We start from the raw sequence: 26,098 nt of genomic DNA, 5'->3' as shown, positions 1-26,098 counted from the left end.
GGCCGCCCCCGGGCCCGGACGGCGGCGGCCGTGGGAGCGATCGCCCGGTGGACCGCCCGGACCGGGACGGTGGCGGGGGCGGGGCCGGACCGGCCCCGGCGTCACCAGGCGCGGCCGGACCACAGCGCGAAGGCATAGGCCACCTCCTCCTCTCCGGGGCGGTCGCGGTCCGCCAGATCCGCCAGCGTCCAGGCGACCCGCAGGGTGCGGTCCACTCCCCGTGCGCTGATCCGCCCCTGGTCCATGGCCGTCCCGAGGATGCGCAGTGCGCCGGGCTCCACCGGGAAGTCCCGGCGCAGGTGGGCGCCGGGCACCTGGGCGTTGGTGGTCCACGGGGTCTGCTCCAGCCGGGCGGCCGCCCGCCGCCGGGCCGCGAGGACCCGGGCGCCCACCACCGCCGAGGACTCGGCGAAGGCCCGGTCCGCGAGCAGTTCGGCCCGGCCCACCTGGGGTAGCTCGACCTTGAGGTCGATCCGGTCCAGCAGCGGCCCGGAGATCCGGGAGAAGTACCGGCGCCGCTCCCCCGCGGGGCAGTCGCACAGGGCGCCCGGCTTGGCGCAGGGGCAGGGGTTGGCCGCCATCACCAACTGGAACCTGGCCGGGAACGCGACCGTGGAGGAGGCCCTGGCCAGCACCACCTCGCCGCGTTCCAGCGGCTCGCGCAGCGAGTCCAGCACGCCCCGGCCGAACTGCGGCGCCTCGTCCACGAAGAGCACTCCGCGGTGCGCCTTGGAGACCCACCCCGGGGCGGGGTGGCCGCTGCCGCCGCCGATGATGGCCGACCGGGTGGAGGTGTGGTGCGGTGCGGCGAACGGCGGCACCGTGACCAGCGGGGATCCGGCGGGCAGCAGGCCGGCGACCGAGTGGATGGCGGTGGCCTCCAGCGCCGCCGCCGGGTCCAGCCGGGGCAGCACCGTGGGCAGCCGCTCGGCCAGCAGGCTCTTCCCCGTGCCCGGCGGGCCGAGCATCATCAGGTTGTGCCCTCCCGCGGCCGCGATCTCCACCGCACGCCGGGCCACCGGCTGGCCCAGCACGTCGGCCAGGTCGGGCTCGGTGTCCGCGGGTCGGCGCGGCCGCGGCACCGGGTCGGGCGGCCGCTCCTCGGGCAGCAGACCCTCCCGCGCCCAGCGGCACAGCTCCTCCAGGGAGTCGACCGCGACCACCTCGGTGTCGGGGACCAGGGCCGCCTCGGCGGCGTTGCCCCGGGCGACGACGAAGCGGTCGTGGCCGCGGGCGCGGGCGGCGATGACCGCGGGCAGCACCCCGCGCACCGGACGGGTCCGGCCGTCCAGCCCCAGCTCGGCGATGAGCACCGAACCCGCCAGCGGGTCCGGCGGCACCGATCCCTCGGCGGCCAGGATGGCGGCGGCGATGGCGAGGTCGAACAGGCTGCCCGCCTTGGGCAGGCTGGCCGGGGAGAGGCTGATGGTGATCTGGCCGCTGGGCCAGGCCTCACCGCTGTTGGCCAGGGCCGCGCGGATACGGTCGCGGGCCTCGCGCAGCGCCGCGTCGGGCAGGCCCACCAGGGTGACGCCGGGGTCGCCGCCGCCCAGGTGCACCTCGATCTCGACGATGTGCCCCTCCACCCCCAGCAGCGCCACGCAGTGGGTCCGGGCGAGCGTGATCATCGCACCCCCCGCAGGCGGGCGGACACCCGCGGGGCGGTCATGACAGGCCCCGCTCGTGGGAGACGTACACGCGGCCGCCGGTGAGCAGGATGCCCAGGCCATCGACGCGCAGGGGGCGCCCGGGCACCCGGCGGGCGCGGGCCCAGGCCCGGCCCAGACGGCGCAGCCGACCGCGCTTGCTCCACCCGATGGCCTCCACCGGGTGCCCGTGCCGCAGCCGGGTGCGGGTCTTGACCTCGGCGATGACCAGCACGGGTCCGTCCCGCGCCACGATGTCGATCTCCCCCGCGGGGCACCGCCAGTTGCGGTCCACCACACGCATCCCGGTTCGTTCCAGGAACGCGGCGGCCAGTTCCTCACCGAGACCGCCCAGGTCCCTCCGGTACGCGGCGTACACGTCCACGTCGACCACCTCCCATAACCACGGTCGGTGATCGGGCGGCGCCCCGCCAGGGTCGATGTTCTATCTGTGGATAACCGGCGTCACTCCCGGCCGCCCTCCGCGGGCGGCAGTTCGATGTCGGCCTTGGTGATCTCCTCGACGTTGACGTCCTTGAACGTCACGACGCGGACGTTGCGGACGAACCTCGCGGGCCGGTACATGTCCCAGACCCAGGCGTCCTCCATCACGACCTCGAAGTACATCTCCCCGTTCTCGGTGGAACGCGGCTGCAGGTCGACGTGGTTGGTCAGGTAGAACCGCCGTTCGGTCTCCACGACGTAGCCGAACAGCCCCACGACGTCCCGGTACTCGCGATAGAGCTGAAGCTCCATCTCGGCCTCGTACTTCTCCAGGTCCTCAGAACTCATCCACGCGCTCGCTTTCGTCTGCAGTCTCCGGCCGGGGTGTCCGGTTCCCTCCCTGTCGTCCACACGTTGTCGGCCTTCGCTCTGTTCCCAACGGGGGGAGGCCCGGGGACGTTCCACGCGAGACCCACACGGTCTGAGATCCATCATGCGTCACGGAACGGACTTTCGTGCCCGGACGAGAGGATTTCCTCGGGCCGATCCCGCCGACCGACCCCTTCGGCCACTCCCGCCGCCCCGTCAGGAGGCGTCATCGTCGAGCCGGGCGAAGGTGTCCGGAACCCCCAGGCCGCCGGCCTGGTCGAAGGGCCAGATGATCACGAACGCCCGCCCGACCACGTGGTCGATGGGCACCGCCCCGCCCCCGGGGTTGCCCTGGTTGCGCCGGGAGTCGGAGGAGATCGCCCGGTGGTCGCCCATCACCCACACGTGCCCCTCGGGCACCGTGACCGGCCCGAAATCCTCGTGCGAGGTCAGGCTGCCCGGGTAGAGGTACTCCTCCTCGTCCAGGGCGACGCCGTTGACCACGACCCGCTGCTGGTCGTCGCAGCACTCCACCACGTCACCGGGCAGGCCGATGACCCGCTTGATGTACTCCTTGCCGGTGGGCGCGGCGCCCAGCTGCTGCTGCACCCAGGTGAAACCGCGGGCGATCGGGTTGCCCGGCTCGGGGACCACCACGGTGTTGGGGTCGTCCCACGACCCGTCGCCGTTGAAGACCACGACCTCACCGCGCCGGATGTCACGGATCTCGTAGACGACCTTGTTGACGAGCACGCGGTCGCCGACCTGGAGGGTGTTCTCCATCGACCCGGAGGGAATGTAGAAGGCCTGCATCACCCAGGTCCTGATCACGAACGCCAGCACCAGGGCGATCACGATGAGGATGGGCAGTTCCTTCCAGAACGACCCCTGCGTCTCCTTGCTCATCCGCTCGTCCGCCTTCTCCTCCGCCTCGGAGGCCCCGGCTTCGGAGACAGCACTGGCTCCCGAGTCCTGATCGGACTCGGGAGCCAGTGGGGAGCCGTGCTCCTCCGGGCCGGACCGGGCGGAATCCTCGTCCTGAGCCCCGTCCGAGCCGAGGTCCCTGTCGTCTGTATTCATCGTGCCGAAGCTTATACCTCACGGGAAAACCGTGGGTGTGACTCCGGAGAGGAATCAGGCGACTACTGACCGGCGGGCTCGCGGCGCTCGCGGATGCGGGCGGCCTTGCCGCGCAGGTCGCGCAGGTAGTACAGCTTGGCGCGACGGACCCGGCCGCGGGCCGCGACCTCGTACTTCTCGATCGCCGGGGTGTGGATCGGGAAGGTCCGCTCCACGCCGACGCCGTAGCTCACCTTGCGGATGGTGAAGGTCTCGCGGCTGCCGGAGCCCTGGCGGCGGATGACAACGCCCTTGAAGACCTGGACACGGGTACGGTTGCCCTCGGTCACGCGCACGTGAACGTTGAGGGTGTCACCGGGGCGGAACTCCGGGACGTCGGAACGCAGCTGGGCCTTCTCCAGCTCCTGAATGGCGGTGTGCATCTGAATCCTCATCAATAGCGCGCCGCGTCCCACCCCGCCGCTCAAGGCGCGCGGGGATGCGCGGGCGATGGCCCGTAAGGGTCTGACTGTCGAACCGCCCGGGTGACCGACACAGAGGCCGACGTCGTACCGCCGGCATGCGGATGCCTGGGGGTCACCAGGGGGGAACCCACCCAGTTTGCCACATCCGGTGCGGCATGCCGAACCACCTGCTCAGGTGGCCTCGGGTACACCTTCTTCGGCCAGGACCTCCCGGTCCCTCCGGTCCAGGGACTCCGCGGGCATGGCGGCCACCAGATCGGGGCGGTTGCGCGCGGTCTTGCGCAGCGCCTCGTCGCGCCGCCAGCGGTCGACCGCTCCGTGGTTGCCCGACAGCAGGACGGGCGGCACCTCGCGCTCGCGCCACACGGCGGGCTTGGTGTAGACGGGGCCCTCGACCAGGTTCTCCATGCCGCCGGAGGCGAACGAGTCCTGCACCGCGGACTCCCGGTTGCCCAGCACCCCGGGCAGCAGCCGGGTGATCGCCTCGACCATGACCAGCGTCGCCGACTCCCCGCCGTTGAGCACGTAGTCGCCGATGCTGATCTCCTCGACGGGCATCCGCTCGGCGGCGTCCTGGGCGACCCGGGAGTCGATGCCCTCGTAGCGGCCGCAGCCGAACACGAGGTGCCCCTCACCGGCCAGCCGCTCGGCGTCGGCCTGCCGGAAGGGGCGGCCGCTGGGGGTGGGCAGGATGAGCCGGGCGGGCGCGTCGCCGACCACGGCGTCCAGCGCCTCGCCCCACGGCTCGGGCTTCATCACCATGCCGGGGCCGCCGCCGTAGGGGGTGTCGTCCACCGTGTTGTGGCGGTCGTGGGTCCACGAGCGCAGGTCGTGGACGTGCACGTCGAGCAGCCCGGAGGCACGCGCCTTGCCGATGAGGGACAGCTCCAGCGGCGCGAAGTAGTCGGGGAAGATGCTGATGATGTCGATGCGCACGGTGCGCCCTTCAGTCGGCGAGGTCGAGCAGCCCCGGGGGCGGGTCCAGGACGATGCGGCCGCCGGGCACGTCCACCTCGGGGACCAGCTCGACGACGAACGGGACGAGCACCTCGCGGCCGCCCGGGGCGGCCAGCACCAGCACGTCCTGGGCGTGGTGGAGCACGTCGTCCACCGTCCCGACCTCCTCGCCGTCGGTCGTCACGGCGGTCAGGCCGATGAGCTCGTGGTCGTGGAACTCGTCGGGGTCGCCGGTGGGCCCGAGGTCCTCGGAGTCGATGAGCAGGGTGGTCCCGCGCAGTTCCTCGGCGGCGGTGCGGTCGGCGACGCCCTTGAAGCGCACCAGCAGGCGACCGCTGTGCACGCGCACCGCCCCGATGGTCAGCGGGCCGGTCCCGGGCCGGTCGGTCTCCAGGGTGGAGCCGACGAAGAACCGCTCCTCGGGTGTGTCAGTGCGCACGTCGATGGCGACGTCACCGCGGATGCCGTGGGCGCGGCCGATACGGCCGACCACCAAACGCATGGGAACTCCGTCCTCCCCTCCACCGTGCGGGGTGTCGGGGAACCAGGGAAACTCGGGTGCCGGAAGGCCGTGCCGGGGAACACGGCGGGAAATGACCGTGCCCGGGACCGTGGGGCCCCGGGCACGGCTGCGGGGGCGCCGACCGAGATCGGCGCCCCCGCAAGGCGCGTCAGCGCACTTCGTTCAGGTCCAACAGATCGACGCGGACGTAGCGGCCGCCGGCCAGCGCTCCGATGACGGTGCGCAGGGCCTTGGCGGTGCGTCCGTTACGGCCGATCACCTTGCCGAGGTCGTCGGGGTGCACCCGGACCTCCAGGACTTTGCCCTTGCGGAGTCGTTTGACCCGCACCTGGACATCGTCGGTGTTCGCAACGATCCCCTTCACGAGGTGCTCAAGCGCCTCTTCCAGCACGTCAGGCCTCGCCCTCGGACTTCTCGGCCTCAGCGGTCTCGGCGGCGGGCTTCTCCGCCTTCTTCTTCGGAGCGGCGGTCTTCTTCTCGGCGCCCGGGAGCACGAGCTCCTTCAGAGCGGCCTGGAAGGCGGCCTCCTTGGCCTCCGGGTCCTTGGCCTCGGCGACCTTCAGCGGGGCCGGCGCGGCCAGGCCCTTGAACTTCTGCCAGTCGCCGGTCTTGCGCAGGAGGACCTTGACCGCGTCGGAGGGCTGGGCGCCCACGCCGAGCCAGTACTGGACCCGCTCGGAGTCGACCTCGATGAGGCTCGGGTGCTCCTTGGGGTGGTACTTGCCGATCTCCTCGATCGCCTTGCCGTCACGCTTGGTGCGGGAGTCGGCGACGACGATGCGGTACTGGGGCGTACGGATCTTGCCCATACGCTTGAGCTTCAGTTTGACAGCCACTGGAGTGGTCTTCTCCCGATTAACGGTTGAGGCGCCCGGTGGGGCGGCCACGTGGGGTTGTGGAACCCACCGGAACAGACGTGGGCGGCGGGCTAGTTAGAGGGCCGGCCCGCCACCGTTAGTCGACTACTCATTGTGCCAGACACCCGCGGGTTCCTTGGACAGCCCGGCGGCGTGGCCTACTTCTCAGGCAGCTTGAAGTCGGACAGGTCGGGCATGTTCGGCATACCGCCACCGCCGAACGCGGGCGGCAGCTGCGGCTGCTTGCCGCCGCCGAAACCCGGGGGCAGCTGGGGCTGGGCGTTCTCCTGCTGCTCCTTGCGGCGCTGCTGGCGCTCCAACTCCTGCTGGCGGGCCTTCATCGGGTTGCCGCTGCGCTGCTTGCCCTTCTTCTTCTGCTGGGCCTTGGCCTTCTTGCGGGCGCCGCCGCCACCGCCGCCGCCCATGCCGGGCATGCCGGGGATCCCGGGCATGCCGCCGTTCTTCATCTTGCGCATGACCTTCTGCGCCTCGAAGAACCGGGTGACCAGGTTGTTGACGTCACTGACCTGCGTGCCCGAACCGTTGGCGATGCGCAGCCGGCGCGAGCCGTTGATCATCTTGGGGTTGGAGCGCTCACCGGGCGTCATCGACTGGATGATCGCCTGTAGGCGGTCCAGGGCCTTGTCGTCGATGTTGTCGATCTGCTCGCGCATCTGGCCCATGCCGGGCATCATGCCGAGCAGGTTGCCGATGGGGCCGAGCTTGCGGACCATCATCATCTGCTGGAGGAAGTCGTCCAGCGTGAAGTCCTCGTCCGACGCCATGGTCGAGGCCATCTTCTGGACCTCGGCCTCGTCGAACGTGCGCTGCGCCTGTTCGATGAGTGTGAGCACGTCACCCATGTCCAGGATGCGCGAGGCCATCCGGTCCGGGTGGAAAAGGTCGAAGTCGTCCAGCTTCTCGCCGGTGGAGGCGAACATGATGGGACGGCCGGTGATGTGCCGGATCGACAGCGCGGCACCGCCGCGGGCGTCGCCGTCGAGCTTGGTGAGGGCGACCGCGTCGTAGCCGACCCCGTCCAGGAATGCCTGGGCGGTGTTGACGGCGTCCTGACCGATCATCGCGTCGACGACGAAGATGATCTCGTCCGGCGAGACGGCGTCGCGGATGTCCGCGGCCTGCTGCATCATCTCGGTGTCCACACCGAGGCGGCCCGCGGTGTCGATGACGACGATGTTGTGGTTGTTGCGCTCGGCGAACTCGATGGACCGGCGCGCGACCTCGACCGGGTCGCCCACGCCGTTGCCGGGCTCGGGCGCGAAGACGGGGGTGCCGGCGCGCTCACCGACGACCTGGAGCTGGGTGACCGCGTTGGGACGCTGGAGGTCGGCGGCGACCAGCAGCGGCGTGTTGCGCTGCGCGCTCAGCCACTTGGCGAGCTTGCCCGCCAGGGTGGTCTTGCCGGCGCCCTGGAGGCCCGCCAGCATGATGACGGTGGGCGGGTTCTTGGCGTAGCGGATCTGCCGGGTCTCGCCGCCGAGGATCTCGATGAGCTCCTCGTTGACGATCTTGATGACCTGCTGGGCCGGGTTGAGGGCCTTGGAGACCTCCTCGCCCCGGGACCGCTCCTTGATCCGCGCGATGAAATCACGGACCACGGGCAGGGCGACGTCCGCCTCCAACAGCGCGAGACGGATCTCCCGCGCGGTCGCGTTGATGTCCTCCTCGGACAGGCGCCCCTTGCCGCGCAGCGAGGAGAAGACCGATGTCAGCCGGTCGGAAAGCGTCTCGAACACGAGTGTGGCCAGTCCTTCGTCTCGGAATTGGTCTCTAAGCCTACCCGGACCTCATCACACCGACGGAAACCCGTCGGGGCGCCCGGAACGGTGAGGAGGGGCCGGGAAACCCCGGCCCCTCCCCCTCGCGGACACGGAGCGCGTCAGTTGCCGCCCTCGTCCTCTTCGCTCTCCTCGTCGGCGGGCTCGCCGCCGCCGGACAGCGTCGCCTCACGCTGCTCGTTCAGGGCCTCCAGCATGCTCTCCTGCTGGCCGCCGGGCAGGCCCCGCGTGCTCAGGGTGGCGTTGCCGTCGATCGTGTACGTCTGCTGGGTCTGGCTGACGATGTTGTAGTCGGCGCTGCACGACAGGTCCAGCGTGCCGCCCGCCTCCAGGTTCCCGCTGTCGTCGCAGGTCTGCTCGCCGATCTCGGAGTTGCTGAAGGTCACGTCCATGCGGACGGCGACCGTGCCGGTGCCGGTACCGGCGGCGTCGCGGACGGTGCCCGACCAGGTGCAGTCGGGGCCGTCCTCGCAGGTCATCTCGGCCTGGCCGTCCCAGCCGACCTCGATGCGCGCGTCGCGCGAGGAGCCGAGCTCGTCCGTGGTGGTGGCGACGACCCCGTCGTAGAGCGCCTCGACGGCGGCGGTGTCGGCCTCGGCCAGGTCCAGGCGCACCTGCGGGCCGCTCTCGGCCTCCGGGACCACGAGCTCCTCGATGGCGATGCGCTTGATCTGGCCGCTCTCGGCGTCGATCCACATCTGGTTGCGCTCACCCGCCAGGTCGATGCGGTGGGTGAGGGTGCCGTCCAGGTTCTCCTCGACCGCCTCGTCCGACTCCAGCTCGATGCCGCCGAGGGCCTCGGCGAGGACCGGCGGGGCGAGCACGGCGCTGGGGTCGATCCCGGCCTGTGCGGCGGAGGCGCGCACCCAGTTGCCGCCGAACTCGTCGAAGTCGGGGGCGAAGACGCCCTGGTCGAGCCAGAAGTCCTCCAGCGCCCGGATGAAGATCCGCCCGTCGGCGCTGATGAGGTCGGCCTCGATGCTCCCGGAGCGGATGGTGCCGTTGGCGGCGCCGCCGTCGGCGACGGTGAGCGAGGCGTCGCGCACGTCGGCGCCCACGCTCTCGGCGACCTGGCCGGTGACGACCAGTCCCTGGTACTCGGCGAGGTCGGTCAGCGCCTGTTCCACCAGGGGCGCGGCGGCCACCGGCTCGGCGGGTTCGGGGCTGGGCTCCCCCCCGCCGCCGGGACGCAGGTCGCTCAGGTCGATGGAGCATCCGGCCAGGCCGAGCACGACCGTCGCACCCGCCGCGGCGAGCACGGTGCGCCCGCCCCTGCGAAGCCTGTTGTGAATGACCGGCGCCATCTTGCCTCCTGACCCCGCTGCGCGGGGCACGTACGAATCAGCGTGGTTTCTTCCGGGAGTCCGGTCGGGGTGCGCCCCCTCGACCCGTTCGCCCCCTGGGATGCGCCTGCGCACTCCCGGGTTCGGGTCGGCATGGGCGTTTCGCGCGATCCGGCCGCGCGACCGGCTTCGGCGGTGTCCGGGCCCCGACCGCGCCGCCTGGCCAGGGTATCGAACCACAGCACAGAACACGGCCAACATCCGGTACGAATGCCCCCATATGCCACGCAAGCGGTGTTTCCGCGAACGGCAACGGGGCCGGCGGGGATCACTCCCCGCCGGCCCCTGGGTCACCTCACCGCGTCAGCGGCGCAAGGCCCCCGGCCTCAACGTTGAAGACTAGGCCTTGGCCTGCGGTGAGGCCGTCTCCCCGCCCGGAGGCGTCGGCGAGGAGACCGCTTCCGCCTCCAGCTCGTCCAGCTCGTCGAAGGCGTAGGCCGACTCGGCGTGGAGCTCGTGGTCGAGCCCGTTGGTCTCGACCTCTTCGGGGATGCGGAACCCGATGACGAGGTCGATGATCTTGCCGATGACGAAGGTGACGACGAAGGAGTAGACCATGACGCCGACGACCGAGATGGCCTGGACGGCGAGGAGGCCGACGCCGCCCCCGTAGAAGAGGCCGGCCGAACCGCCGGTGGCCTCGGCGGCCAGGAAGCCCAGGGCCAGGCAGCCGATGATGCCGCCGACCATGTGGATGCCGACCACGTCCAGGGCGTCGTCGTACTTGAACTTGAACTTCCAGCTGATGGCGTAGGCGCAGATCGCGCCGGCGAGCAGGCCCAGGACCACGGCACCGACCGGGGTGACGTTGGCGGCGGCGGGGGTGATGGCGACCAGACCGGCGATGGCGCCGGAGGCGAAGCCCAGCGCGCTGACCTTGCCGTAGCGGATGCGCTCGACCAGCATCCAGGCGGCGGTGGCGGCGGCGGTGGCGACCTGGGTGTTGACCAGGGCCAGGCCGGCGGTGGCGTCGGCGGCGTAGGCGGAACCCGCGTTGAAGCCGAACCAGCCGAACCACAGGAGCGCGGTGCCCAGCAGGACGAACGGCAGGTTGTGCGGGCGCATGGACTCCGAGCCGAAGCCCTTGCGGCGGCCGAGCACGAAGGTCAGGGCCAGTGCGGCGGCACCGGCGTTGATGTGGACCGCGGTACCGCCGGCGAAGTCGATGACCTCGTAGCCGCCGATGGCCAGGTCCCCGACCCAGCCGCCGCCCCAGACCCAGTGGGCGACGGGGAAGTAGACCAGCAGCGCCCAGACCGGGGCGAACAGCAGCCAGGCGCCGAACTTGGCGCGGTCGGCGATGGCACCGCTGATCAGGGCCACGGTGATGATGGCGAACATCATCTGGAAGCCGGCGTCGACCAGGAGCGGGTAGCCGCCCTCGGAGTCGACCTCACCGATCAGGCTGGTGAGACCGACGTAGTCGAAGCCGCCGATGAACGCCTGCATGGGCCCGAAGCCCTCGGAGTAGGCCAGCGAGTGGCCGACCAGGACCCAGAGCACGCTGACGACCGCGATGCTGGCGAAGCTCATCAGCATCATGTTCAGGACGCTCTTGGCCCGCGACATGCCTCCGTAGAAGAAGGCCAGGCCCGGTGTCATGAGCATCACGAGCGCGGCACTGGTCAACAGCCAGGCCGTCGTGCCGGTGTCAATCATTACGTCGCCTCCATAGGACGGACGGGGGATTGTCTGTGAGGGCGGCAGTCAGCGAGCGCATCATCGGGCCCGATGCAGATCACCACGCAGGCAACTTTCCGACCGGGGTGTTTCTCGGTGGCGCCCCATGTGTTGCACCGGGGTAAAAGGACAGCCAGTCGTGTTAACGGCCCGTGAACAGACCCCCCGAGAGCGACCAATGCACGTGCATCGACGCAGAGCGAACGCCCCCTCCTCGACAGTGCGCAATAATCCGGACACAGGCAGTGACATCTCACAGTGATAACGAAGCCATTGCCAGGAAGTCACCCCGCCGTGTAACACCGGTATTTCAATTGCATGACGTGGGTCACAGGCAACTCACGCGGCGCCCCGGACACGGCGACGGCCGACCGCCCCGTGCGGGGCGGCCGGCCGTCGTGGCGGGACCTCGCGGCTAGCCGAGGATCGCGTCCACGAACACCTCGGGGTCGAACGGCGCCAGGTCGTCGGGGCCCTCGCCCAGACCGACCAGCTTGACCGGCACACCCAGTTCCCGCTGGACCTGCACGATGATGCCGCCCTTGGCGGTGCCGTCCAGCTTGGTGAGCGCGATGCCGGTCACGTTGACCACCTCGGCGAACACGCGCGCCTGGCGCAGGCCGTTCTGGCCGGTGGTGGCGTCCAGCACCAGCAGCACCTCGTCCACCCGGGACTTCTTCTCCACAACGCGCTTGACCTTGCCGAGCTCGTCCATCAGGCCCGTCTTGGTGTGCAAACGCCCGGCGGTGTCGATGATCACGGTGTCGACCCCGTCGGCGATGCCGCGCGCCACGGCGTCGAAGGCCACGCTGGCCGGGTCGGCGCCCTCCTCCTTGCGCACGACCGGAGCGCCCACCCGCGAGCCCCAGGTCTGGAGCTGCTCGCTGGCGGCGGCGCGGAAGGTGTCGGCGGCGCCCAGGACGACCGTGCGGCCGTCGCCCACCAGCACCCGGGCCAGCTTGCCCGTGGTGGTGGTCTTCCCGGTGCCGTTGACGCCGACGACCATGATGACCGCGGGGCGGTCGCCGTGCGGCGCGGTGCGCACCCCGCGGTCGGCGTCGGTGCGGATCTGGGCGAGCAGTTCCTCGCGCAGCAGGGCGCGGACCTCGTCGCGGTCGCGGGTCCCCAGCACCTTGACCTTGGTGCGCAGGTTCTCCACGATCTGCGTGGCGGAGGTGACGCCGATGTCGGCGGTGATGAGGGTGTCCTCGATCTCCTCCCAGGCGTCCTCGTCCAGGGAGGAGGAGGACAGGAGGTTGAGCAGCCCCTGGCCCAGGGCGCTCTGCGACCGGGCGAGCCGGGCACGCAGCCGGACCATGCGCCCGGCCGAGGGCGGGGGCGTCTCCAGCTCGGGTTCGGCGGGGGCCGCGGGCGCGGTCTCCTGCGCCGGGGGCGCCTGGGCGGGCGGGAGGAGGTCGGCGCCGCCGTCCTTCTCCCGGTCCTGCGGGGCGGTCGGCTCGGGGGCCCGGGTGACCTCGGGGGCGGTGTCCTCCTCACCCGGCGCGACCGAACGCCGGGTCCTGACCAGGAAGAATCCGCCGACGGCCGCGAGCACGAGGACGATGGCAAGACCTGCGTACAAGTAGATTTCCATAGCCCGCCCAGTCTCCCAGAGTGTTCGACGCGTTCGCATCACGCCGTAGTGGCGTGCCGGGAACGAACCGGTGGCCGGATGCGGCCCGGTTCAGACGGAGCGGTGGCGTGTGGTGCGCAGGATCAGGACGAAGAACGGCGCGCCCAGGAACGCGGTGACCACCCCGATGGGCAGCTCGGCCGGGGCCACCACGGTGCGCGCGACGATGTCGACGGCGACCAGGAAGGCCGCGCCGATGATCATGGTGACCGGCAGGATCGCCCGGTAGCTCGACCCCACCAGCCGGCGCACGATGTGCGGCACCACGATCCCGACGAACCCGATGAGGCCGCTCACCGACACCGCGGCGGCGGTGGCCAGGGAGGCGGCGGAGATCACGATGATCCGCACCACGGCCGGGTTCATCCCCAGGCTGACGGCCTTGTCGTCGCCCAGCGCGAGCAGGTCCAGCAGGTGGCCGCACACCAGCAGGACGAGCATCCCGGTCACCGCGTAGGGGGCGATCAGGCGCACGTCGTCCCAGCCGCCCCGGCCCAGTCCGCCCAGCAGCCAGGCGTAGATGCGCTGGAGCTGGTCGGTGCCCATCTGCTGCACGAACGTCTGGACGGCCGACAGGAACGAGGACACCGCCACCCCGGCCAGGACGAGCGCGGCCGTGCCGCCCCCGCCCGCGGTGGCGCCGAGCAGGTAGGCGGCGGCGACCCCGACCAGGGCCCCGGCGAACGCGGCCACCGGCACCAGCGCCCGCGGATCGTCGCTGATCCGGCCGCCGAGGACGATGACCGCGGTGGCGCCCAGTCCGGCCCCGGCGGCGGCGCCCAGCAGGTAGGGGTCGGCCAGCGGGTTGCGGAAGACGCCCTGGTAGGCGGCGCCCGCGGTGGCCAGCAGGGCGCCGACGACGGCGCCCATGACCACCCGGGGCAGCCGGAGTTCGACCAGCAGGGCCGCCTGCCGCTCGGTGAGCGGCGACTCCACGCCGAGCGGCAGAAGGCTCAGCAGGTGCCGGGCGATGTCGGCGGCGGACAGGGAGGCCGCTCCCGCGGAGATCCCGAAGAGGACGGCCACGGCCAGCAGGGCCAGACCGCCCGCACCCCAGCCGAGGGGGGCACCGACGACGCCCCGGGGCACTACTTGTCCGTGTTCTCTAGAACGGTGTCGCCGACGAGCCGGGCGAAGTCGACCACGCGCGGTCCCCAGCGGGAGGCGATGTCGGCGTCGAGCAGGTAGACGGCGTCGTTCTGCACGGCGGTGACGGTGTCGAAGGCGGGGCGTTCGGCGACGGCCCGGGCGGCGGCCTCGTCACCGTAGGACAGGTAGATCAGGTCGGGGTCCTCCTCGACGATGTACTCCTGCGAGAGCTGCGGGTAGCCCCCGGCGGCGCCGTCCTCGTCGGCCGCGTCGGCGATGTTGACCAGTCCGAACGAGGAGTAGACCTGGCCGACGAAGGTGGCGGAGGTGGCGGCGTAGGGGGTCTCGTCCAGCTCCTGGTAGAAGGTCAGGCCGCTGGCTCCCGCCTCGGCGCAGACCTCTTCGACGACCTCGGCGAACTCGGTCTCGACCCGGGTCGCCTCGGCGTCGGCGTCCTCGCTGTGGCCGGTGGCGTCGCCCAGCAGGCGGATCTGGGCGTAGGTGTCCTCCAGGGTGGCGGCGGCCGGCAGGACCAGGGTGGGGATGTCCACCTCGCCGAGCTGTTCTGCGACCTCGACGGTGCTGTCGGACATGACGACCAGGTCGGGGTCGTACTCGGTGACGGCCTCGACGCTGGGTGTGAACCCGCTCAGGTCGGTGGTGGGCGCCTCGGGCGGGTAGTCGGAGTACTCGTCGGCCGCCTCGACCAGGTCGCCCGCGCCGATGGCGAAGAGCATCTCGGTGTGGCTCGGGGAGAGGGAGACGATCCGCTCGGGGGCGGCCTCCAGGGTGACCTCGCCGGTGGCGTCGGTGAGGGTGACCGGGAAGGTGCCGTCGCCGACGCCGGGGCGGTCCGGGTCGGCCGCGGGCGGGGCGCAGGTCGCGGCGGCGGTGTCGGTGCCCGGCTCGGCGGACTCGGCGGGCTCGGGCTCCTCGCCCGGGCCTGCGCAGGCGGTGAGGGCGAGCGTCGCGCCCAGTAGGGCGACGGGAAGTCGGTGTGCGATCCGCACGGTGCTCCTTGTGGAACCGGGGGAAGGGGAGCGCCCTTGGCGGAGGACGGCCTGTCCCTCCCACGAGGACGGTGTCGTGCGGTGTCGGTCGGGCGACCCGGCTCGTCCCCGCCGGGGCGGGGCTTCACGGTTGCGGGGCAGCGCCGGGTTGGGCGACCTGAACCGGTCGCGGTACCGGACTTCGCTTCGTCGACACCGGCCGGTCGCCCGTGTGCGGGGCGGATCGGCCCCACCACTGTACTGGTCGCCACCCGGCGGTGACCGACCGGGCGCACACCGCATCCACCTGGGCCTTCTTCGAGAACACCCGAAGAAAAGGGACTCGGTTCCACGATTTCGGCCTTCAAAAATACGGACGAAAAGGACTTTTCATGCTTTTTCTTCCATGCACCACAAACGCCACGTGGGAGCGTTTTCACCCTTCGTGTGGCCAGATTGAGTCTTGGCGAACATTGACACAGAGATGGCACACAGCAATGATCTCGTTGCTATGCGCGCCATTTAACCGAGTAAGGACTTGACGCGGTGTATAGCCCCAACCGTGTACTCCCGTACCCCCACGGGCTGTCCCGCCACCATTCCCCCGGCGTCCCGAGGCGCGCGCAGAGAAGGGATGTGTTGACAAGGTGGCACCCCACCGTAAACACCTGGCGTCACTCGCCGGGCTGACCCTGTTGGCGGGCCTCGCCTCCGCCACCCCGGCGGGAGCCGACGAGATCTCGGAGCTCGCGCCCCTGCACCCCGTTCCCGCCCCCGGGAACGGCGAACTGGTCCATCAGGCGAACGGCCTGTGGTTCATCGAACTGGAGAGCCCGCCCACCACCCAGGGCACCTCCGAGGCGAAGGTCGACGCAGAACAGGACGAGTTCCGCACCGAGGCCGAGGAATCCGGCCTGGAGTACGACGAACGCCACTCCTACACCGACCTGTGGAACGGCTTCTCCGTCGAGATGGACGACGCCCAGGTCGGCACCGCACGCTCGATCCCCGGGGTGCAGGCCATCTACCCCGTCGTCACCTACGAGATCCCCGAGGCGCAGGAGAGCGACCCCGACCTCGACACCGCACTCCCCATGACCGGCGCCGACATCGCCCAGAACGAGCTCGGCCTGAAGGGCGAGGGCGTGCGGGTCGCCATCATGGACACCGGCGTCGACTACACCCACCCGGACCTGGGCGGCGGCGGCTTCCCCAACGACCGCGTGGTCACCGGGCACGACTTCGTCGGCGACGACTTCAACGCCCAGGACCCGGACTCCGTCCCGGTGCCCGACGCCGACCCCCAGGACTGCAACGGCCACGGCACCCACGTCGCGGGCATCGTCGGCGCCGAGGGCGAGGTCACCGGTGTGGCCCCCGACGTCGAGTTCGGCGCCTACAAGGTGTTCGGCTGCTCCGGCTCCACCACCTCCGACATCATGATCGCGGCCATGGAGCAGGCGCTGGCCGACGACATGGACGTGCTCAACATGAGCATCGGATCCTCCCACTCCTGGCCGCAGTACCCGACCGCCACCGCCTCCGACAACCTGGTCGACGAGGGCATGGTCGTCGTCGCCTCCATCGGCAACGAGGGCGCCACCGGCCTGTACTCCGCGGGCGCCCCCGGCCTGGGCGAGGACGTCATCGGCGTCGCCTCCTTCGACAACACCCACGTGCGGACCGCCACCGCCGTCGCACAGCCCAGCGGCGAGTCGATCGCCTACATGGAGATGGACGACGCCCCGGTGCCGCCCACCTCGGGCACCACCGACCCGCTCGCCGAGGCCGGCCGGGCCTGCACCTCCCTGGGCGACACGGTCGGCGACATGACCGGGCGGACCGCGCTCGTCGTCCGCGGCGAGTGCACCTTCGCCGAGAAGTACGACGCGGCCGTGGCGGCCGGCGCCACCGGCGTGGTCATCTACAACAACGTGCCCGGCCTGTTCGCCGGCGGCGGCGTCGCCGCGGGCGAGGCCTTCTCCGTCGGCATCTCCGACACCTCCGGCGCCCACCTGCTCGAACTGCTCGGGGGAGACGAGCCCGTCACCCTGACCTGGACCGATGAGAGCGCCACCGTCCCCAACCCGACCGGCGGGCTGATCAGCTCCTTCAGCTCCTACGGCCTGGCCGCGGACCTCACCGTCAAGCCGGACATCGGCGCCCCCGGCGGTCTGATCAACTCGACCTACCCCATGGCCAAGGGCGGCTACGCCACCATCAGCGGCACCTCGATGTCGTCGCCGCACGTGGCGGGCGGCGTGGCACTGCTCCTCCAGGCCCGGCCCGACCTGGACGCGCACGAGGTCCGCACCGTCCTTCAGAACAGCGCCGACCCCAGAGCCTGGTGGGGCAACCCCGGCCTCGGCTTCCTGGACAACGTCCACCGCCAGGGCGCGGGCATGCTCGACATCCCCGGCTCGGTGCTGGCCGCCTCCACGGTCACCCCCGGCAAGCTGTCCCTGGGCGCGACCGAGGGCCCGGCCACGGAGACCATCACCATCACCAACGACGGTGACGACGAGGCCGTCTACGAGCTGTCCCACGAGAGCGCGCTGGGCACCCACGGGAACACCTTCGCGCCGAGCTTCAACGACGGCTTCGCCGACGTGGCGTTCGACTCCGACGAGGTGACCGTCCCCGCGGGAGCCTCCGTGGACGTCCAGGTCACCGTGACCCCGCCCGCCCGCGACTACGAGCAGATGATCTACGGCGGCTACGTGGTGGTGTCCCAGGCCGACGGCGAGACCTTCCGGGTCCCCTACGCCGCCTACAACGGGAACTACCAGGAGATCACCGCCCTCACCCCGACCGACAACGAGCTGCCCTGGCTGACCCGGATCACCGACTGCGCCGCTTTCTCGGGCCTGGAGTGCGCCGACGGCGGTTCGTTCGAGAACCGCCCCGACGGCGAGACCTACACCCTGGAGTGGGTGGACGGCCTGCCCGACGTGCCGTACGTCATCGCGCACTTCGACCACCACGTCACCGAGCTGGAGCTGGTGATCATCAACGAGCGGACGGGCCGCCCGGTCCACCCGCGCAACAACATCGCGGTGTCGGTCGACCACGTCGGCCGCAACGCCACGCCGACCTCGTTCCACAGCTACGTGTGGGACGGCACCTACCTCGACGCGCACGGCCGCGTCAAGGAGGTGCGGGACGGCGACTACCGGCTGGAGCTGCGCGCCCTCAAGGCGCTCGGCGACGCCGGCAACCCCGACCACTGGGAGACCTGGACCTCCCCGGTCATCACCATCGACCGGGGCTGACCCCTCCCCGGCCCGCGGCCGTCCCCTCCACCGGAGGGGGCGGCCGCTCCCGTGTGCGCACCCGGGTGTCGCCCCGGAAGCACCCCTGTTCGACCAAGCCGTGCCGCCGCGCTCACAATGGTCGGCTCAGGAGCACGCGGCCACGGGAGACGGACATCATGCGGGCGGCGATCGCGCAGGTGGACTGCGCACCGACCAACTTGGTCCAGGTCCGGCGGAGCATCGACGAGGCCGCGATCCGGAGCGCCTAACCGGCCGTCTTCCCTGACCTGAGCCCTGCACGGGTACACGCAGGAGACGGTCGCGGAGGACACCTCCCTGCTCCTGGACGATTCCCCGGCTACTGGGACTGGGCGCGCACGGACGTGACGACCCGGTCGGGCTCTAAGCTTGTTGTTCAACCTCGACCCGTGGCCCGGACACCCCTCGGACCACGGGTTTCTTCGTTCCCTGACAACAGCAACAGCCGTCCCCATGCTTCGAGACGTCGGGTAACGAAGCAAGCAAGAGACGGCCGCTATGACAATCCTTGCCGCTCACAACGCCCACGTCGGGTCGCTGCCCGCCTTGTCCCGCTTCCGAGCCGACCTGCACGCCTGCCTGCCCCGCCGTGCCGACGCCCTGTTCGAGCTGTGCGACGCGATCCTGTGCGCGGACAGCCCTGTCACCTGCCTGCCCGAGCCGACCCTGTTCGCCGAACACCAGCGCGGTCACGGCGCGATGTACAACGCCCTCAACCACGGCCGCGTCCACCTCGACCGGCTGCGCTGATCCCTGGCGTCCCTACCACTGCCGCGGGCGGCCGACAGGCGCATCGTGCTGGCGGCGGACGTCTCACCCCCTCGAACTGCTCAAGACCACCGCCCGTCAACGGCCCCTGGCTTGGCAGCAGGAACTCGGCCTCGGCCTGGACCCCGCCGAGGACGGGCCACTGCCCATCACCGCCACCCGAGCCGCCCACCTCACCGACGCCCTGACCACGGCCTACAACGCCCTGAGCCTGGACCGCGCCTGCGAAGGCGACGAGGTCTTCCACCACCTGGTCCTGGTCAGGATCATCGAGCCGACCAGCGAACTCGGTTTCCTGCGCGTGCTGGCCGAGACCGGTATCGCCCCGTCTTCTACAGCACCATCAAGCGCCGTCTGCCCGCCTACTCCGGCCAGAGGTTGAGAGAGTCGCTGGCCGCCGCCTGCGCCCGCCACGCGGGGCTGGGCTCGGCCACCCTGGTGCTCTACGACATGACCATCCTGTACTTCGAGACCGACACCGGCGACGGATTCCGTGAGTCCGGCTTCTCGAAGGAGCGTCGCCTGGAACCGCGGATCACCCTGGACCTGCTCACCGACGCGTCCGGGTTCCCGTTGATGGTCAACGCGTTCGAGGGCAACAAAGCCGAGACCACCACCATGCTGCCCACCCTCAAGGCGTTGATGGCCGCCCACGGCCTGCGCGAGGTCATCATCGTCGCCGACTCCGGGATGGTCTCGGACGCGAACATGCGCGCCATCCAGACCGAGGACCTGACCTTCATCCTCGGAATGCGGGTCTCCGACATCCCCTACCCGATCAAGGGGTGGCGCCAAGCCCACCCCGGCCAGGAGATCCTCGACCGGCACCTCTTCACCCAGCCCTGGCCGGCCGGGCCCTCGGATGGGCGCAAGGACCGGGTCCGCTACTACCGGTACTCGGCCGACCGGCCCCGCAGGACGCTCAAGGGCATCGACGAACAGGTCCGCAAGGCCGAGCAGGCCGTTGCGGGCAAGACCTCGGTGAAGCGGAACAGGTTCGTGAAACTGACCGGCGCGGTCAAGTCCGTCAACCGCACCCTGGAGACCAAAGCGCGGGCCCTAGCGGGGATCAAGGGGTATGTCACCAACATCTGCGATCCCACCCCCGAACTCGTCATCAGGGTCTACCACCGGCTCTTCGAGATCGACTGGACCGAGCGACCGCTTCGCTCCCGGGGACGTGCTACACGACGGGGGTAGCCACCCTGGCCACCCCTGTGATCACAGCTGGTCACCGCCGCCCCGTAGGCGACGCAGGAAATAACGGCGCTGGTCAAGCGGCTGGACGGGATCGAGTCGCGGCGGGAATGATCCGGTTCGCCGAACGCCCGTTCACTCGTGGATGTGATCGCGGGGGCCGTCCCCAAGACGGTCCCCGAGGCGAAGTGGTCGACGGTGGTGCTCTGGCCGGACATGTTGACGCACTTCCACCGGCCCGAGGTCCGGCAGGCGATCGTGGAGGCCCTGGGGTACCGGATGGAGGTACCGGACCGGGGCGTGTGCTGCGGGCTGAACCGGCACTCCACCGGACGGCTCGACATCGCCGAGCGGGTGCTCGGGCGCACCCCGGCCGACTTCGTCGCCGACCACGACGGCCCGTGGCCGTTCGGGCGGGTGGAGGCCGCGGTGGTCACCCAGGCCTCTTGCCGCCAAAAGGCCAAGGGCACCTACGCACCCGACCGCGGGGTCTGTCATGTCTGAGAGTGGATGTGGACGAGAGATCAGTTCGGGCTGCTGCGGCCTGGCCGGGAACTTCGGCTTCGAGCGCGGTCTCTGGGGGATATTCCAAGCTTCAGTCGAAGACAAGCTCTATCCCAAGGCCCACGGCGCCGCCAACGGCGTCCTGGTCCTGACGGACGGCTTCTCCTGCCGTACCCAGATCGCCCAAAGCACCGACCTCACCGGCTCGCACCTGACCCAGGTGCTGTGCTCGGCCCTGCCCCGCCCCGCGAGGGGCGGGTCAAGCGGAGTCCAAGCACTCCGGGTAGCAGGGATAGGTTTCGCGGGCCCCTGTAGGAACGAAAGCCTCATAAGCCAGAGGGTCGTAATCCCCATTCTCGTCGTCGATGTCCATCATGTGCAGTTCGACCTGGACGGAGATCTTTTCGAGCACAACGTAGTGATCCTCGACCGCGCCCCTGCGCTGCCACCACCCGCCGTAGACGAGAGCCCATGTGTGTTCGAGGTATTCCGCGGCCTGATCACCGGTCAGCCGGTACAGCTCCACATACAGATGGTCCGGAGGTTCCCGTTCCGACCCGTTGTCGTACTTTTCGGCTTCAACCACGACGAGCGCCTCGGGCCGCGTCGCCTCCCAGATCTCCGGATGCGCGGCCACTCTGAACTCGGGGAGGGTCCGTGCGTGCTCGATGACTTCAGCGAACCGCTCATCCGGATCTTTTACGGCGGTCGCGCCGACGTACAACAGGCCCCCACCCAGAGCCAAGGACACCGTGAGCACGATAACGAATAATTTATTCACCTTCGGACTTTCTTCCCACCTTCGCGTTTCATATAATGGAATCTAAAGACGACATGCGACATAGTCCTCAATATTTTCCAAATATTCATCTTCCGATGAAAGGGAACCTTGAAATCTGTCATGCCACAGGCTGAAAAACCGACCACCCGTCATCTCTTCACCACACCAGTTCAGCGTTTTCAGGGAGAGAACCGTGGTGAGCGCTTGACCCACGTCGTCGAAACTTATGTCATGATCACCTCCCACATTCCAGGTCTCCTCGTCGAAATTCACAGAAATCTCCCCACTCTGTTCAACCAGGATCCCAGACTCGACAAGAACCTGGTGATTTGAGTCCCATCTCTCACCCTTGGGGTCAGAAAGGAAAACCTGTTGCTCGTCCAGGAGGATGACTTCATCGGCATCCTCCCCTTGAAGCATGGCATCGAGTATGTGGAGCTTCGCCATCCTCGACGACCACCTAAGGCTCACATCACCAAGGCCATCGCCCTCCTCAGCTACTTCCTCCGTCGGATGACAAGAGGCCGCGATGAGCGTTAAGCAAAGAGGAGTCATAAAAAAAATTTTACTTAGAGAGGAGGATGGGATGAGTTGAAAAATTGAAACTTTACGGCGATTCTCACCCGAGATCGGCCCAATATCCATCCTTCATGTCCTCCTTTTCAAATTTGAGTCCACTGTAGTCCGTCTGTGAATCACTAAAAGCTTCGGAAAACGAATCAGCCAGTTGCCCCCCAGTGTCTCCAATGCCAGGAATCCAATCCACGGGAGCCTCTTGAAGAACAAACTTCAAGGCCTGACTCACATCTTGATCCGCAGAATTTACGCTCCACTCATCGGCATCCGATACTACAGTGAATCCGGCCTCGCTCTCGACGATGATACCCGCATCGCTGAGAATTTCAATCGGCCCCCTGCCGTCAACTCGAAGGCCAGGATCGAAATACGGAAGGTCGCCACCATTATTATCCAAAAATGCATCGAGAACATGCAATCTAGAATTCACGTCAACCCACATTGAGCTCTTATGGGCGCCTCCGGAAGGATTTTGCGAATCAATAGAGGCCGACACACGTTCGATCAAATCCTGTTTCGCAGATTCAGCCGAATAGTCGAAAGCCCCGGAAAGCACGATACCGACGACCGGGATCTCTCCCAGAGCCGCGGAGCCCACCCCCTTAAGAGAAGAATAGATCCGCTCCTTGTTGTTCCTTGCACCTTCCTCGTCCAATCCCATTCTAATTGCTTCATTATGGAACGCTGCATCGACAAGCGCATTAAGGCGAGCGGCCGAAGCTCCTGTATTTTCAGTTTCACCGGTGGTTGTCATACGATCAAGATGACCTTGATGATAAGTTTCCAATGCGGAGACGACCCCTACAGCAGAATCTTCTTCACCGAGAAGGTACTCGAGGAACACCAGGCGGTCGCCGGGACTCATCTCAAAGGTTCCACTGGAATCGTTCCATACAGGGTCCCCGCTTCCCCGCTCCCACGAGAATTCAATCGCTTCTCCATCCATTCCGGCCTGACCAGCAAAGCTGTCGATATAGGCGGCATAGATGTTAACCAAGCTGTCAGCGATATCAGGGTTCAGCGCAGTGAACGTAGCATTCTCCACTTTGCTTCCATCTTCACCGAAGAAGTCAAGGCCAGTCAGCCTGTTGTACATCTCCTCATTGGCCAAGGTTTCTATCAGGCCAACAGCGGCTTCAGCAGCACGGGTCCTCTCAGATTCGTTCCCTTCCAAGTCCACGGCATCCTGATATATCCAGTCCGTCAGGCCGGTGACCGCAGGACGTCCTTCAATATCACCATCTGACCAATCATGCGTAAAAAGACCTTCCAAAACATCTTCCAAGAGAACACTGTCCTCAGAGCCGAAATACGGGCTATCAAAATCTCCTACGAGCAGAGAATAATTAGCGTCCTTATTTCTCGTGGAGACATCCAGAACCGCATCCAAGTAGTAATCCTGACTCTTATCAAAAAGAGTCGACCCCAACCAGAGCTCAGTCGTGTCCAAGTTCGAGAGCAGCGCGTATCCAGTAGTACTGGTGAGGTTAGCCGAGAACGTGGTTCCCGCCTCCGAATCTCCGGACGCATGATCGAAAAGCACACCCAGTCGAATAAAGTTACTCCCCCATTCCCCCTCCCTGTGATCATCACCCATGGCATTCGGGCCGAGGGCTGCGGCTTGGACACTTCCAGGAAGGTATTCGAAATTTCCCCCGATCGACTCGTTCGAGAGGAATATCAAATTATCAGCAAGGGTCCCCAGAATGAGCTCCCTCTCTTGTTCGCTGAGATCCGCACGATCTCCAAGGACCTGGGGGAGCGCAAGAACTCCCAAATCCTCGCCTTGCAGATCACCGCCCATGGGAGCCTGAAATTCACCCTCTAGACCGCCGTAGAAGGCTTCAAGAAAGTCCAGCTCCTCCGGTGACAAACTTTCTCCATTGGCCAGCTTTCTAGATGCAACATCATTGAGATAATCTAGAGTCCGAAGCAATAGGGGAGGAATTTCACCTCCAGAATTCACAGCTTCAGAGAACTTGTCCGCCCACTCTTCTCCACTACCCCAATCCAATTCGATGGGAACGGGCTGACCATATCCAAAAATGGCGTAAGGAGCCCAGCCCAGCAGACCACTGCGCACCAGATATTCGATGTTATCCTCACTGCTAGGACCGTCCTCGAGCATCGTGTTCACGCGCTCGGCAACTTCTTCCAGTTCCCCTCTGGCTGTTTCCGCCTGGAGCTTGAGTTCCGAGTACTTCCCTTGCCTTGCAATACCTAAATCCACCAGGTCATCTGCACGCTTATCCGGATCTCCACTCAGAGGCTCGACGTCTACGCCGAATTCATTTCCAACAGCCTCGCTCCATTCACCCTCAAGGCCGTCAATAGTGCTGTTGTATTTCTTCACCGCCTCCCTCCATGTTTCAACAACAGAGTCTCCGTAGATACAACTAAAGAAGGCTTTCCCCCAGTTCTCCAGATCAAAACTCGCGCATGACTTGATGTCCTCAGAGATGAGATCCGTGAACTCTTCTGCACCAGAAGAGACACGGTCAAAAATATTATTTCCACTCCCGGTCAGCATCGTTCCAGCAGACTGAAAGACCGCTTGAGAACTACTGAGGCCGTCCGGATCGGCATCGATGACCCAGTCGGATTTTCTGAAAGTCGGGGAAGACACTTATTATCAGCCTTTCTTCGTTCTTTCTTATCCAGAATCGAATCAGAAGAAATTGATGTTGGGAAGATCAACTGATCCCCTGAAATCATCAGCGCCCTGTTGATCGGTAGCACCCGCCTCACCGGCACCATTGACGATGTTCTCGCCCAAAACCTCGCTGTACCCCATGGCGTTGGTCATGAAGTTCGCCTCATCGGCTTCGAAGAGGTCCCAGTTGCGGATCTTGGGGTCTGTGCCGCTCGCGTCCTCGGCCATCCCGCAGGCCTCTCGAAAGCGGATGATGGCCCCGGCCACAGCTTCGGCTGCCTCAATCGCCATGCCGCCCTGAAGCTGAGCTTCATCGACGTTCGCTCCGGTTCCGTTACCGCCCATACGCACCGCCGCAAAATAAAAGTGATTTCTGCGATGTGGGGAGCGCGTACCGCTCCAACACGGACAGAATGCTATCGGGGTAGAACGGAGGGTGCGTGGCCGGATGCGGCCGTCAGGCGGAGCGCTCGATCTTCTGGCTGATGACCTGGGAGATGCCGTCGCCCTGCATGGTGACGCCGTACAGGGCGTCGGCCGCCTCCATGGTGCGCTTCTGGTGGGTGATGACGATGAGCTGGGAGGACTCCCGCAGCTCCTCGAAGATCACCAGCAGCCGCTGGAGGTTGGTGTCGTCCAGGGCCGCCTCGACCTCGTCCATCACGTAGAACGGCGACGGGCGGGCCTTGAAGATGGCCGCCAGGAACGCCACCGCGGTCAGCGAGCGCTCACCGCCCGACAGCAGCGACAGCCGCTTGACCTTCTTGCCGGGCGGGCGGGCCTCCACCTCGATGCCGGTGGTGAGCATGTCGTCGGGGTTCGTGAGCAGCAGCCGCCCCTCGCCTCCCGGGAACAGCCGGCCGAAGATCGCCGAGAACTCGCGCTCCACGTCCAGGTAGGCGGAGGCGAACACCTCCTGCACCCGGGCGTCCACCTCCTGGACGATGTCCATGAGGTCGCGCCGGGTCTTCTTGAGGTCCTCCAGCTGTGCGTTGAGGAAGGCGTGCCGCTCCTCCAGTGCGGCGAACTCCTCCAGTGCCAGCGGGTTGATCTTGCCCAGCTGGTTGAGCTGGCGCTCGGCCGCCTTGGCCCGCTTGAGCTGCACCTCGCGCACGTACGGCACCGGAACGCCGTCCTCGCCCGCCTCGGCGGGCGGCGGCACCGGAACGGTCGGGCCGTACTCGGCGACGAGCGTGGGCACGTCCACGCCCATCTCCTCCATCGCCTTGGTCTCCAGCTGCTCCAGGCGCAGGCGGCGCTCGGCGCGGGCCATCTCGCCGCTGTGCGCCGAACCGGTGAGCTTCTCCAGGTCGACGGACAGCTCGCGGACCCGGGCGCGCACGGTGCGCAGCTCGGCGTCGCGCGCCTCCTTGCCCGCCTCGGCGGCGGTCCGCTCGGACTCGGCGGCGGCCAGGGAGGCGGCGATGCGCTCCAGGGCCAGGCGGGCGCCCTC

At 68.0% G+C, this 26,098-nt stretch carries 24 protein-coding genes; 4 read left to right on the top strand and 20 right to left on the bottom strand.

What is annotated here, in order from left to right; genetic code table 11:
• Positions 1 to 101 precede the first annotated feature (101 nt).
• The 15 genes from QJS33_RS26745 to QJS33_RS26675 form a co-directional block, all read right to left on the bottom strand.
• A complete protein-coding gene (locus QJS33_RS26745; protein ID WP_306370850.1) occupies positions 102 to 1,625 on the bottom strand; it encodes a YifB family Mg chelatase-like AAA ATPase in 1,524 nt (507 codons plus the stop codon).
• A 40-nt stretch (positions 1,626 to 1,665) separates the two neighbouring features.
• Entirely contained in the window at positions 1,666 to 2,031 is a 366-nt protein-coding gene (locus tag QJS33_RS26740; RefSeq protein WP_306370849.1) for a YraN family protein, read from the bottom strand.
• An 80-nt stretch (positions 2,032 to 2,111) separates the two neighbouring features.
• Complete coding sequence (locus QJS33_RS26735; protein ID WP_306370848.1) at positions 2,112 to 2,438, bottom strand: DUF2469 domain-containing protein; 327 nt, start codon at positions 2,436 to 2,438, stop codon at positions 2,112 to 2,114.
• A gap of 237 nt (positions 2,439 to 2,675) precedes the next feature.
• A complete protein-coding gene (gene lepB, locus QJS33_RS26730) occupies positions 2,676 to 3,539 on the bottom strand; it encodes a signal peptidase I (RefSeq protein ID WP_306370847.1) in 864 nt (287 codons plus the stop codon).
• A 62-nt stretch (positions 3,540 to 3,601) separates the two neighbouring features.
• Complete coding sequence (rplS, locus tag QJS33_RS26725) at positions 3,602 to 3,961, bottom strand: 50S ribosomal protein L19 (RefSeq protein WP_220563091.1); 360 nt, start codon at positions 3,959 to 3,961, stop codon at positions 3,602 to 3,604.
• Positions 3,962 to 4,174: 213 nt separating this feature from the next.
• The gene (gene trmD / locus QJS33_RS26720) at positions 4,175 to 4,939 is read right to left on the bottom strand and encodes a tRNA (guanosine(37)-N1)-methyltransferase TrmD (RefSeq protein WP_306370846.1); all 765 of its coding nucleotides are present in this window, start codon (positions 4,937 to 4,939) and stop codon (positions 4,175 to 4,177) included.
• Between the two features lie 10 nt (positions 4,940 to 4,949).
• A complete protein-coding gene (gene rimM, locus QJS33_RS26715) occupies positions 4,950 to 5,462 on the bottom strand; it encodes a ribosome maturation factor RimM (RefSeq protein ID WP_306370845.1) in 513 nt (170 codons plus the stop codon).
• A gap of 169 nt (positions 5,463 to 5,631) precedes the next feature.
• A complete protein-coding gene (locus QJS33_RS26710) occupies positions 5,632 to 5,874 on the bottom strand; it encodes an RNA-binding protein (protein ID WP_073379813.1) in 243 nt (80 codons plus the stop codon).
• A gap of 1 nt (position 5,875) precedes the next feature.
• Complete coding sequence (gene rpsP, locus QJS33_RS26705) at positions 5,876 to 6,319, bottom strand: 30S ribosomal protein S16 (protein WP_306370844.1); 444 nt, start codon at positions 6,317 to 6,319, stop codon at positions 5,876 to 5,878.
• A gap of 179 nt (positions 6,320 to 6,498) precedes the next feature.
• Complete coding sequence (ffh, locus tag QJS33_RS26700; RefSeq protein WP_306370843.1) at positions 6,499 to 8,097, bottom strand: signal recognition particle protein; 1,599 nt, start codon at positions 8,095 to 8,097, stop codon at positions 6,499 to 6,501.
• Between the two features lie 143 nt (positions 8,098 to 8,240).
• The gene (locus QJS33_RS26695; RefSeq protein ID WP_306370842.1) at positions 8,241 to 9,443 is read right to left on the bottom strand and encodes a hypothetical protein; all 1,203 of its coding nucleotides are present in this window, start codon (positions 9,441 to 9,443) and stop codon (positions 8,241 to 8,243) included.
• Positions 9,444 to 9,821: 378 nt separating this feature from the next.
• Positions 9,822 to 11,141 carry an ammonium transporter gene (locus tag QJS33_RS26690; protein ID WP_306370841.1) on the bottom strand — a complete coding sequence of 440 codons (1,320 nt, stop codon included), beginning with the start codon at positions 11,139 to 11,141 and terminating at the stop codon, positions 9,822 to 9,824.
• 436 nt (positions 11,142 to 11,577) lie between these two features.
• Complete coding sequence (gene ftsY, locus QJS33_RS26685; protein WP_306370840.1) at positions 11,578 to 12,756, bottom strand: signal recognition particle-docking protein FtsY; 1,179 nt, start codon at positions 12,754 to 12,756, stop codon at positions 11,578 to 11,580.
• A 90-nt stretch (positions 12,757 to 12,846) separates the two neighbouring features.
• Entirely contained in the window at positions 12,847 to 13,884 is a 1,038-nt protein-coding gene (locus QJS33_RS26680) for an iron ABC transporter permease (protein WP_306370839.1), read from the bottom strand.
• A complete protein-coding gene (locus QJS33_RS26675; protein WP_306370838.1) occupies positions 13,884 to 14,894 on the bottom strand; it encodes an ABC transporter substrate-binding protein in 1,011 nt (336 codons plus the stop codon). Before QJS33_RS26675 ends, QJS33_RS26680 begins: the two co-directional genes overlap by 1 nt.
• 626 nt (positions 14,895 to 15,520) lie before the next feature.
• On the opposite strand from QJS33_RS26675, the gene QJS33_RS26670 reads away from it, so the two are divergent.
• From QJS33_RS26670 to QJS33_RS26655, 4 genes are all read left to right on the top strand, one after another.
• A complete protein-coding gene (locus tag QJS33_RS26670) occupies positions 15,521 to 18,145 on the top strand; it encodes a S8 family serine peptidase (protein WP_306370837.1) in 2,625 nt (874 codons plus the stop codon).
• A gap of 519 nt (positions 18,146 to 18,664) precedes the next feature.
• Positions 18,665 to 18,916: a hypothetical protein gene (locus QJS33_RS26665; protein ID WP_306370836.1), complete on the top strand. Its 252-nt coding sequence runs from the start codon at positions 18,665 to 18,667 to the stop codon at positions 18,914 to 18,916.
• 45 nt (positions 18,917 to 18,961) lie between these two features.
• Positions 18,962 to 20,134: an IS1634 family transposase gene (locus tag QJS33_RS26660; RefSeq protein ID WP_306370835.1), complete on the top strand. Its 1,173-nt coding sequence runs from the start codon at positions 18,962 to 18,964 to the stop codon at positions 20,132 to 20,134.
• Between the two features lie 138 nt (positions 20,135 to 20,272).
• Positions 20,273 to 20,635, top strand: coding sequence for a hypothetical protein (locus tag QJS33_RS26655; protein WP_306370834.1), 363 nt, complete (start codon positions 20,273 to 20,275; stop codon positions 20,633 to 20,635).
• 259 nt (positions 20,636 to 20,894) lie between these two features.
• On the opposite strand, the gene QJS33_RS26650 is transcribed toward QJS33_RS26655, so the two are convergent.
• From QJS33_RS26650 to QJS33_RS26630, 5 genes are all read right to left on the bottom strand, one after another.
• Complete coding sequence (locus QJS33_RS26650) at positions 20,895 to 21,386, bottom strand: hypothetical protein (RefSeq protein WP_306370833.1); 492 nt, start codon at positions 21,384 to 21,386, stop codon at positions 20,895 to 20,897.
• Positions 21,387 to 21,458: 72 nt separating this feature from the next.
• Positions 21,459 to 21,971 (bottom strand): hypothetical protein, encoded by a 513-nt coding sequence (locus tag QJS33_RS26645; RefSeq protein WP_306370832.1) that lies wholly within the window; start codon positions 21,969 to 21,971, stop codon positions 21,459 to 21,461.
• A 64-nt stretch (positions 21,972 to 22,035) separates the two neighbouring features.
• Positions 22,036 to 24,618, bottom strand: a complete 2,583-nt coding sequence (locus QJS33_RS26640; RefSeq protein WP_306370831.1) for a hypothetical protein — start codon at positions 24,616 to 24,618, stop codon at positions 22,036 to 22,038.
• A 42-nt stretch (positions 24,619 to 24,660) separates the two neighbouring features.
• A complete protein-coding gene (locus QJS33_RS26635) occupies positions 24,661 to 24,996 on the bottom strand; it encodes a hypothetical protein (protein ID WP_306370830.1) in 336 nt (111 codons plus the stop codon).
• A 106-nt stretch (positions 24,997 to 25,102) separates the two neighbouring features.
• Positions 25,103 to 26,098 (bottom strand): AAA family ATPase (locus QJS33_RS26630; protein WP_306370829.1); only part of this gene is annotated, 996 nt, incomplete at its 5' end.

The organism is Nocardiopsis sp. CC223A, from assembly GCF_030766825.1.
In the GTDB taxonomy this organism is placed as follows: Bacteria; Actinomycetota; Actinomycetes; order Streptosporangiales; family Streptosporangiaceae; genus Nocardiopsis.
The sequence above is the reverse complement of the archived record's forward strand: the minus strand, read 5'-3'. Positions and strand labels throughout refer to the sequence as shown.

Coding starts and splice junctions, on each gene's coding strand:
- QJS33_RS26735 (WP_306370848.1), bottom strand. CDS start 2,438: ATGAGTTCTGAGGACCTGGAGAAGTACGAGGCCGAGATGGAGCTTCAG.
- lepB (WP_306370847.1), bottom strand. CDS start 3,539: ATGAATACAGACGACAGGGACCTCGGCTCGGACGGGGCTCAGGACGAG.
- rplS (WP_220563091.1), bottom strand. CDS start 3,961: ATGCACACCGCCATTCAGGAGCTGGAGAAGGCCCAGCTGCGTTCCGAC.
- rimM (WP_306370845.1), bottom strand. CDS start 5,462: ATGCGTTTGGTGGTCGGCCGTATCGGCCGCGCCCACGGCATCCGCGGT.
- QJS33_RS26695 (WP_306370842.1), bottom strand. CDS start 9,443: ATGGCGCCGGTCATTCACAACAGGCTTCGCAGGGGCGGGCGCACCGTG.
- QJS33_RS26690 (WP_306370841.1), bottom strand. CDS start 11,141: ATGATTGACACCGGCACGACGGCCTGGCTGTTGACCAGTGCCGCGCTC.
- ftsY (WP_306370840.1), bottom strand. CDS start 12,756: ATGGAAATCTACTTGTACGCAGGTCTTGCCATCGTCCTCGTGCTCGCG.
- QJS33_RS26665 (WP_306370836.1), top strand. CDS start 18,665: ATGACAATCCTTGCCGCTCACAACGCCCACGTCGGGTCGCTGCCCGCC.
- QJS33_RS26645 (WP_306370832.1), bottom strand. CDS start 21,971: ATGACTCCTCTTTGCTTAACGCTCATCGCGGCCTCTTGTCATCCGACG.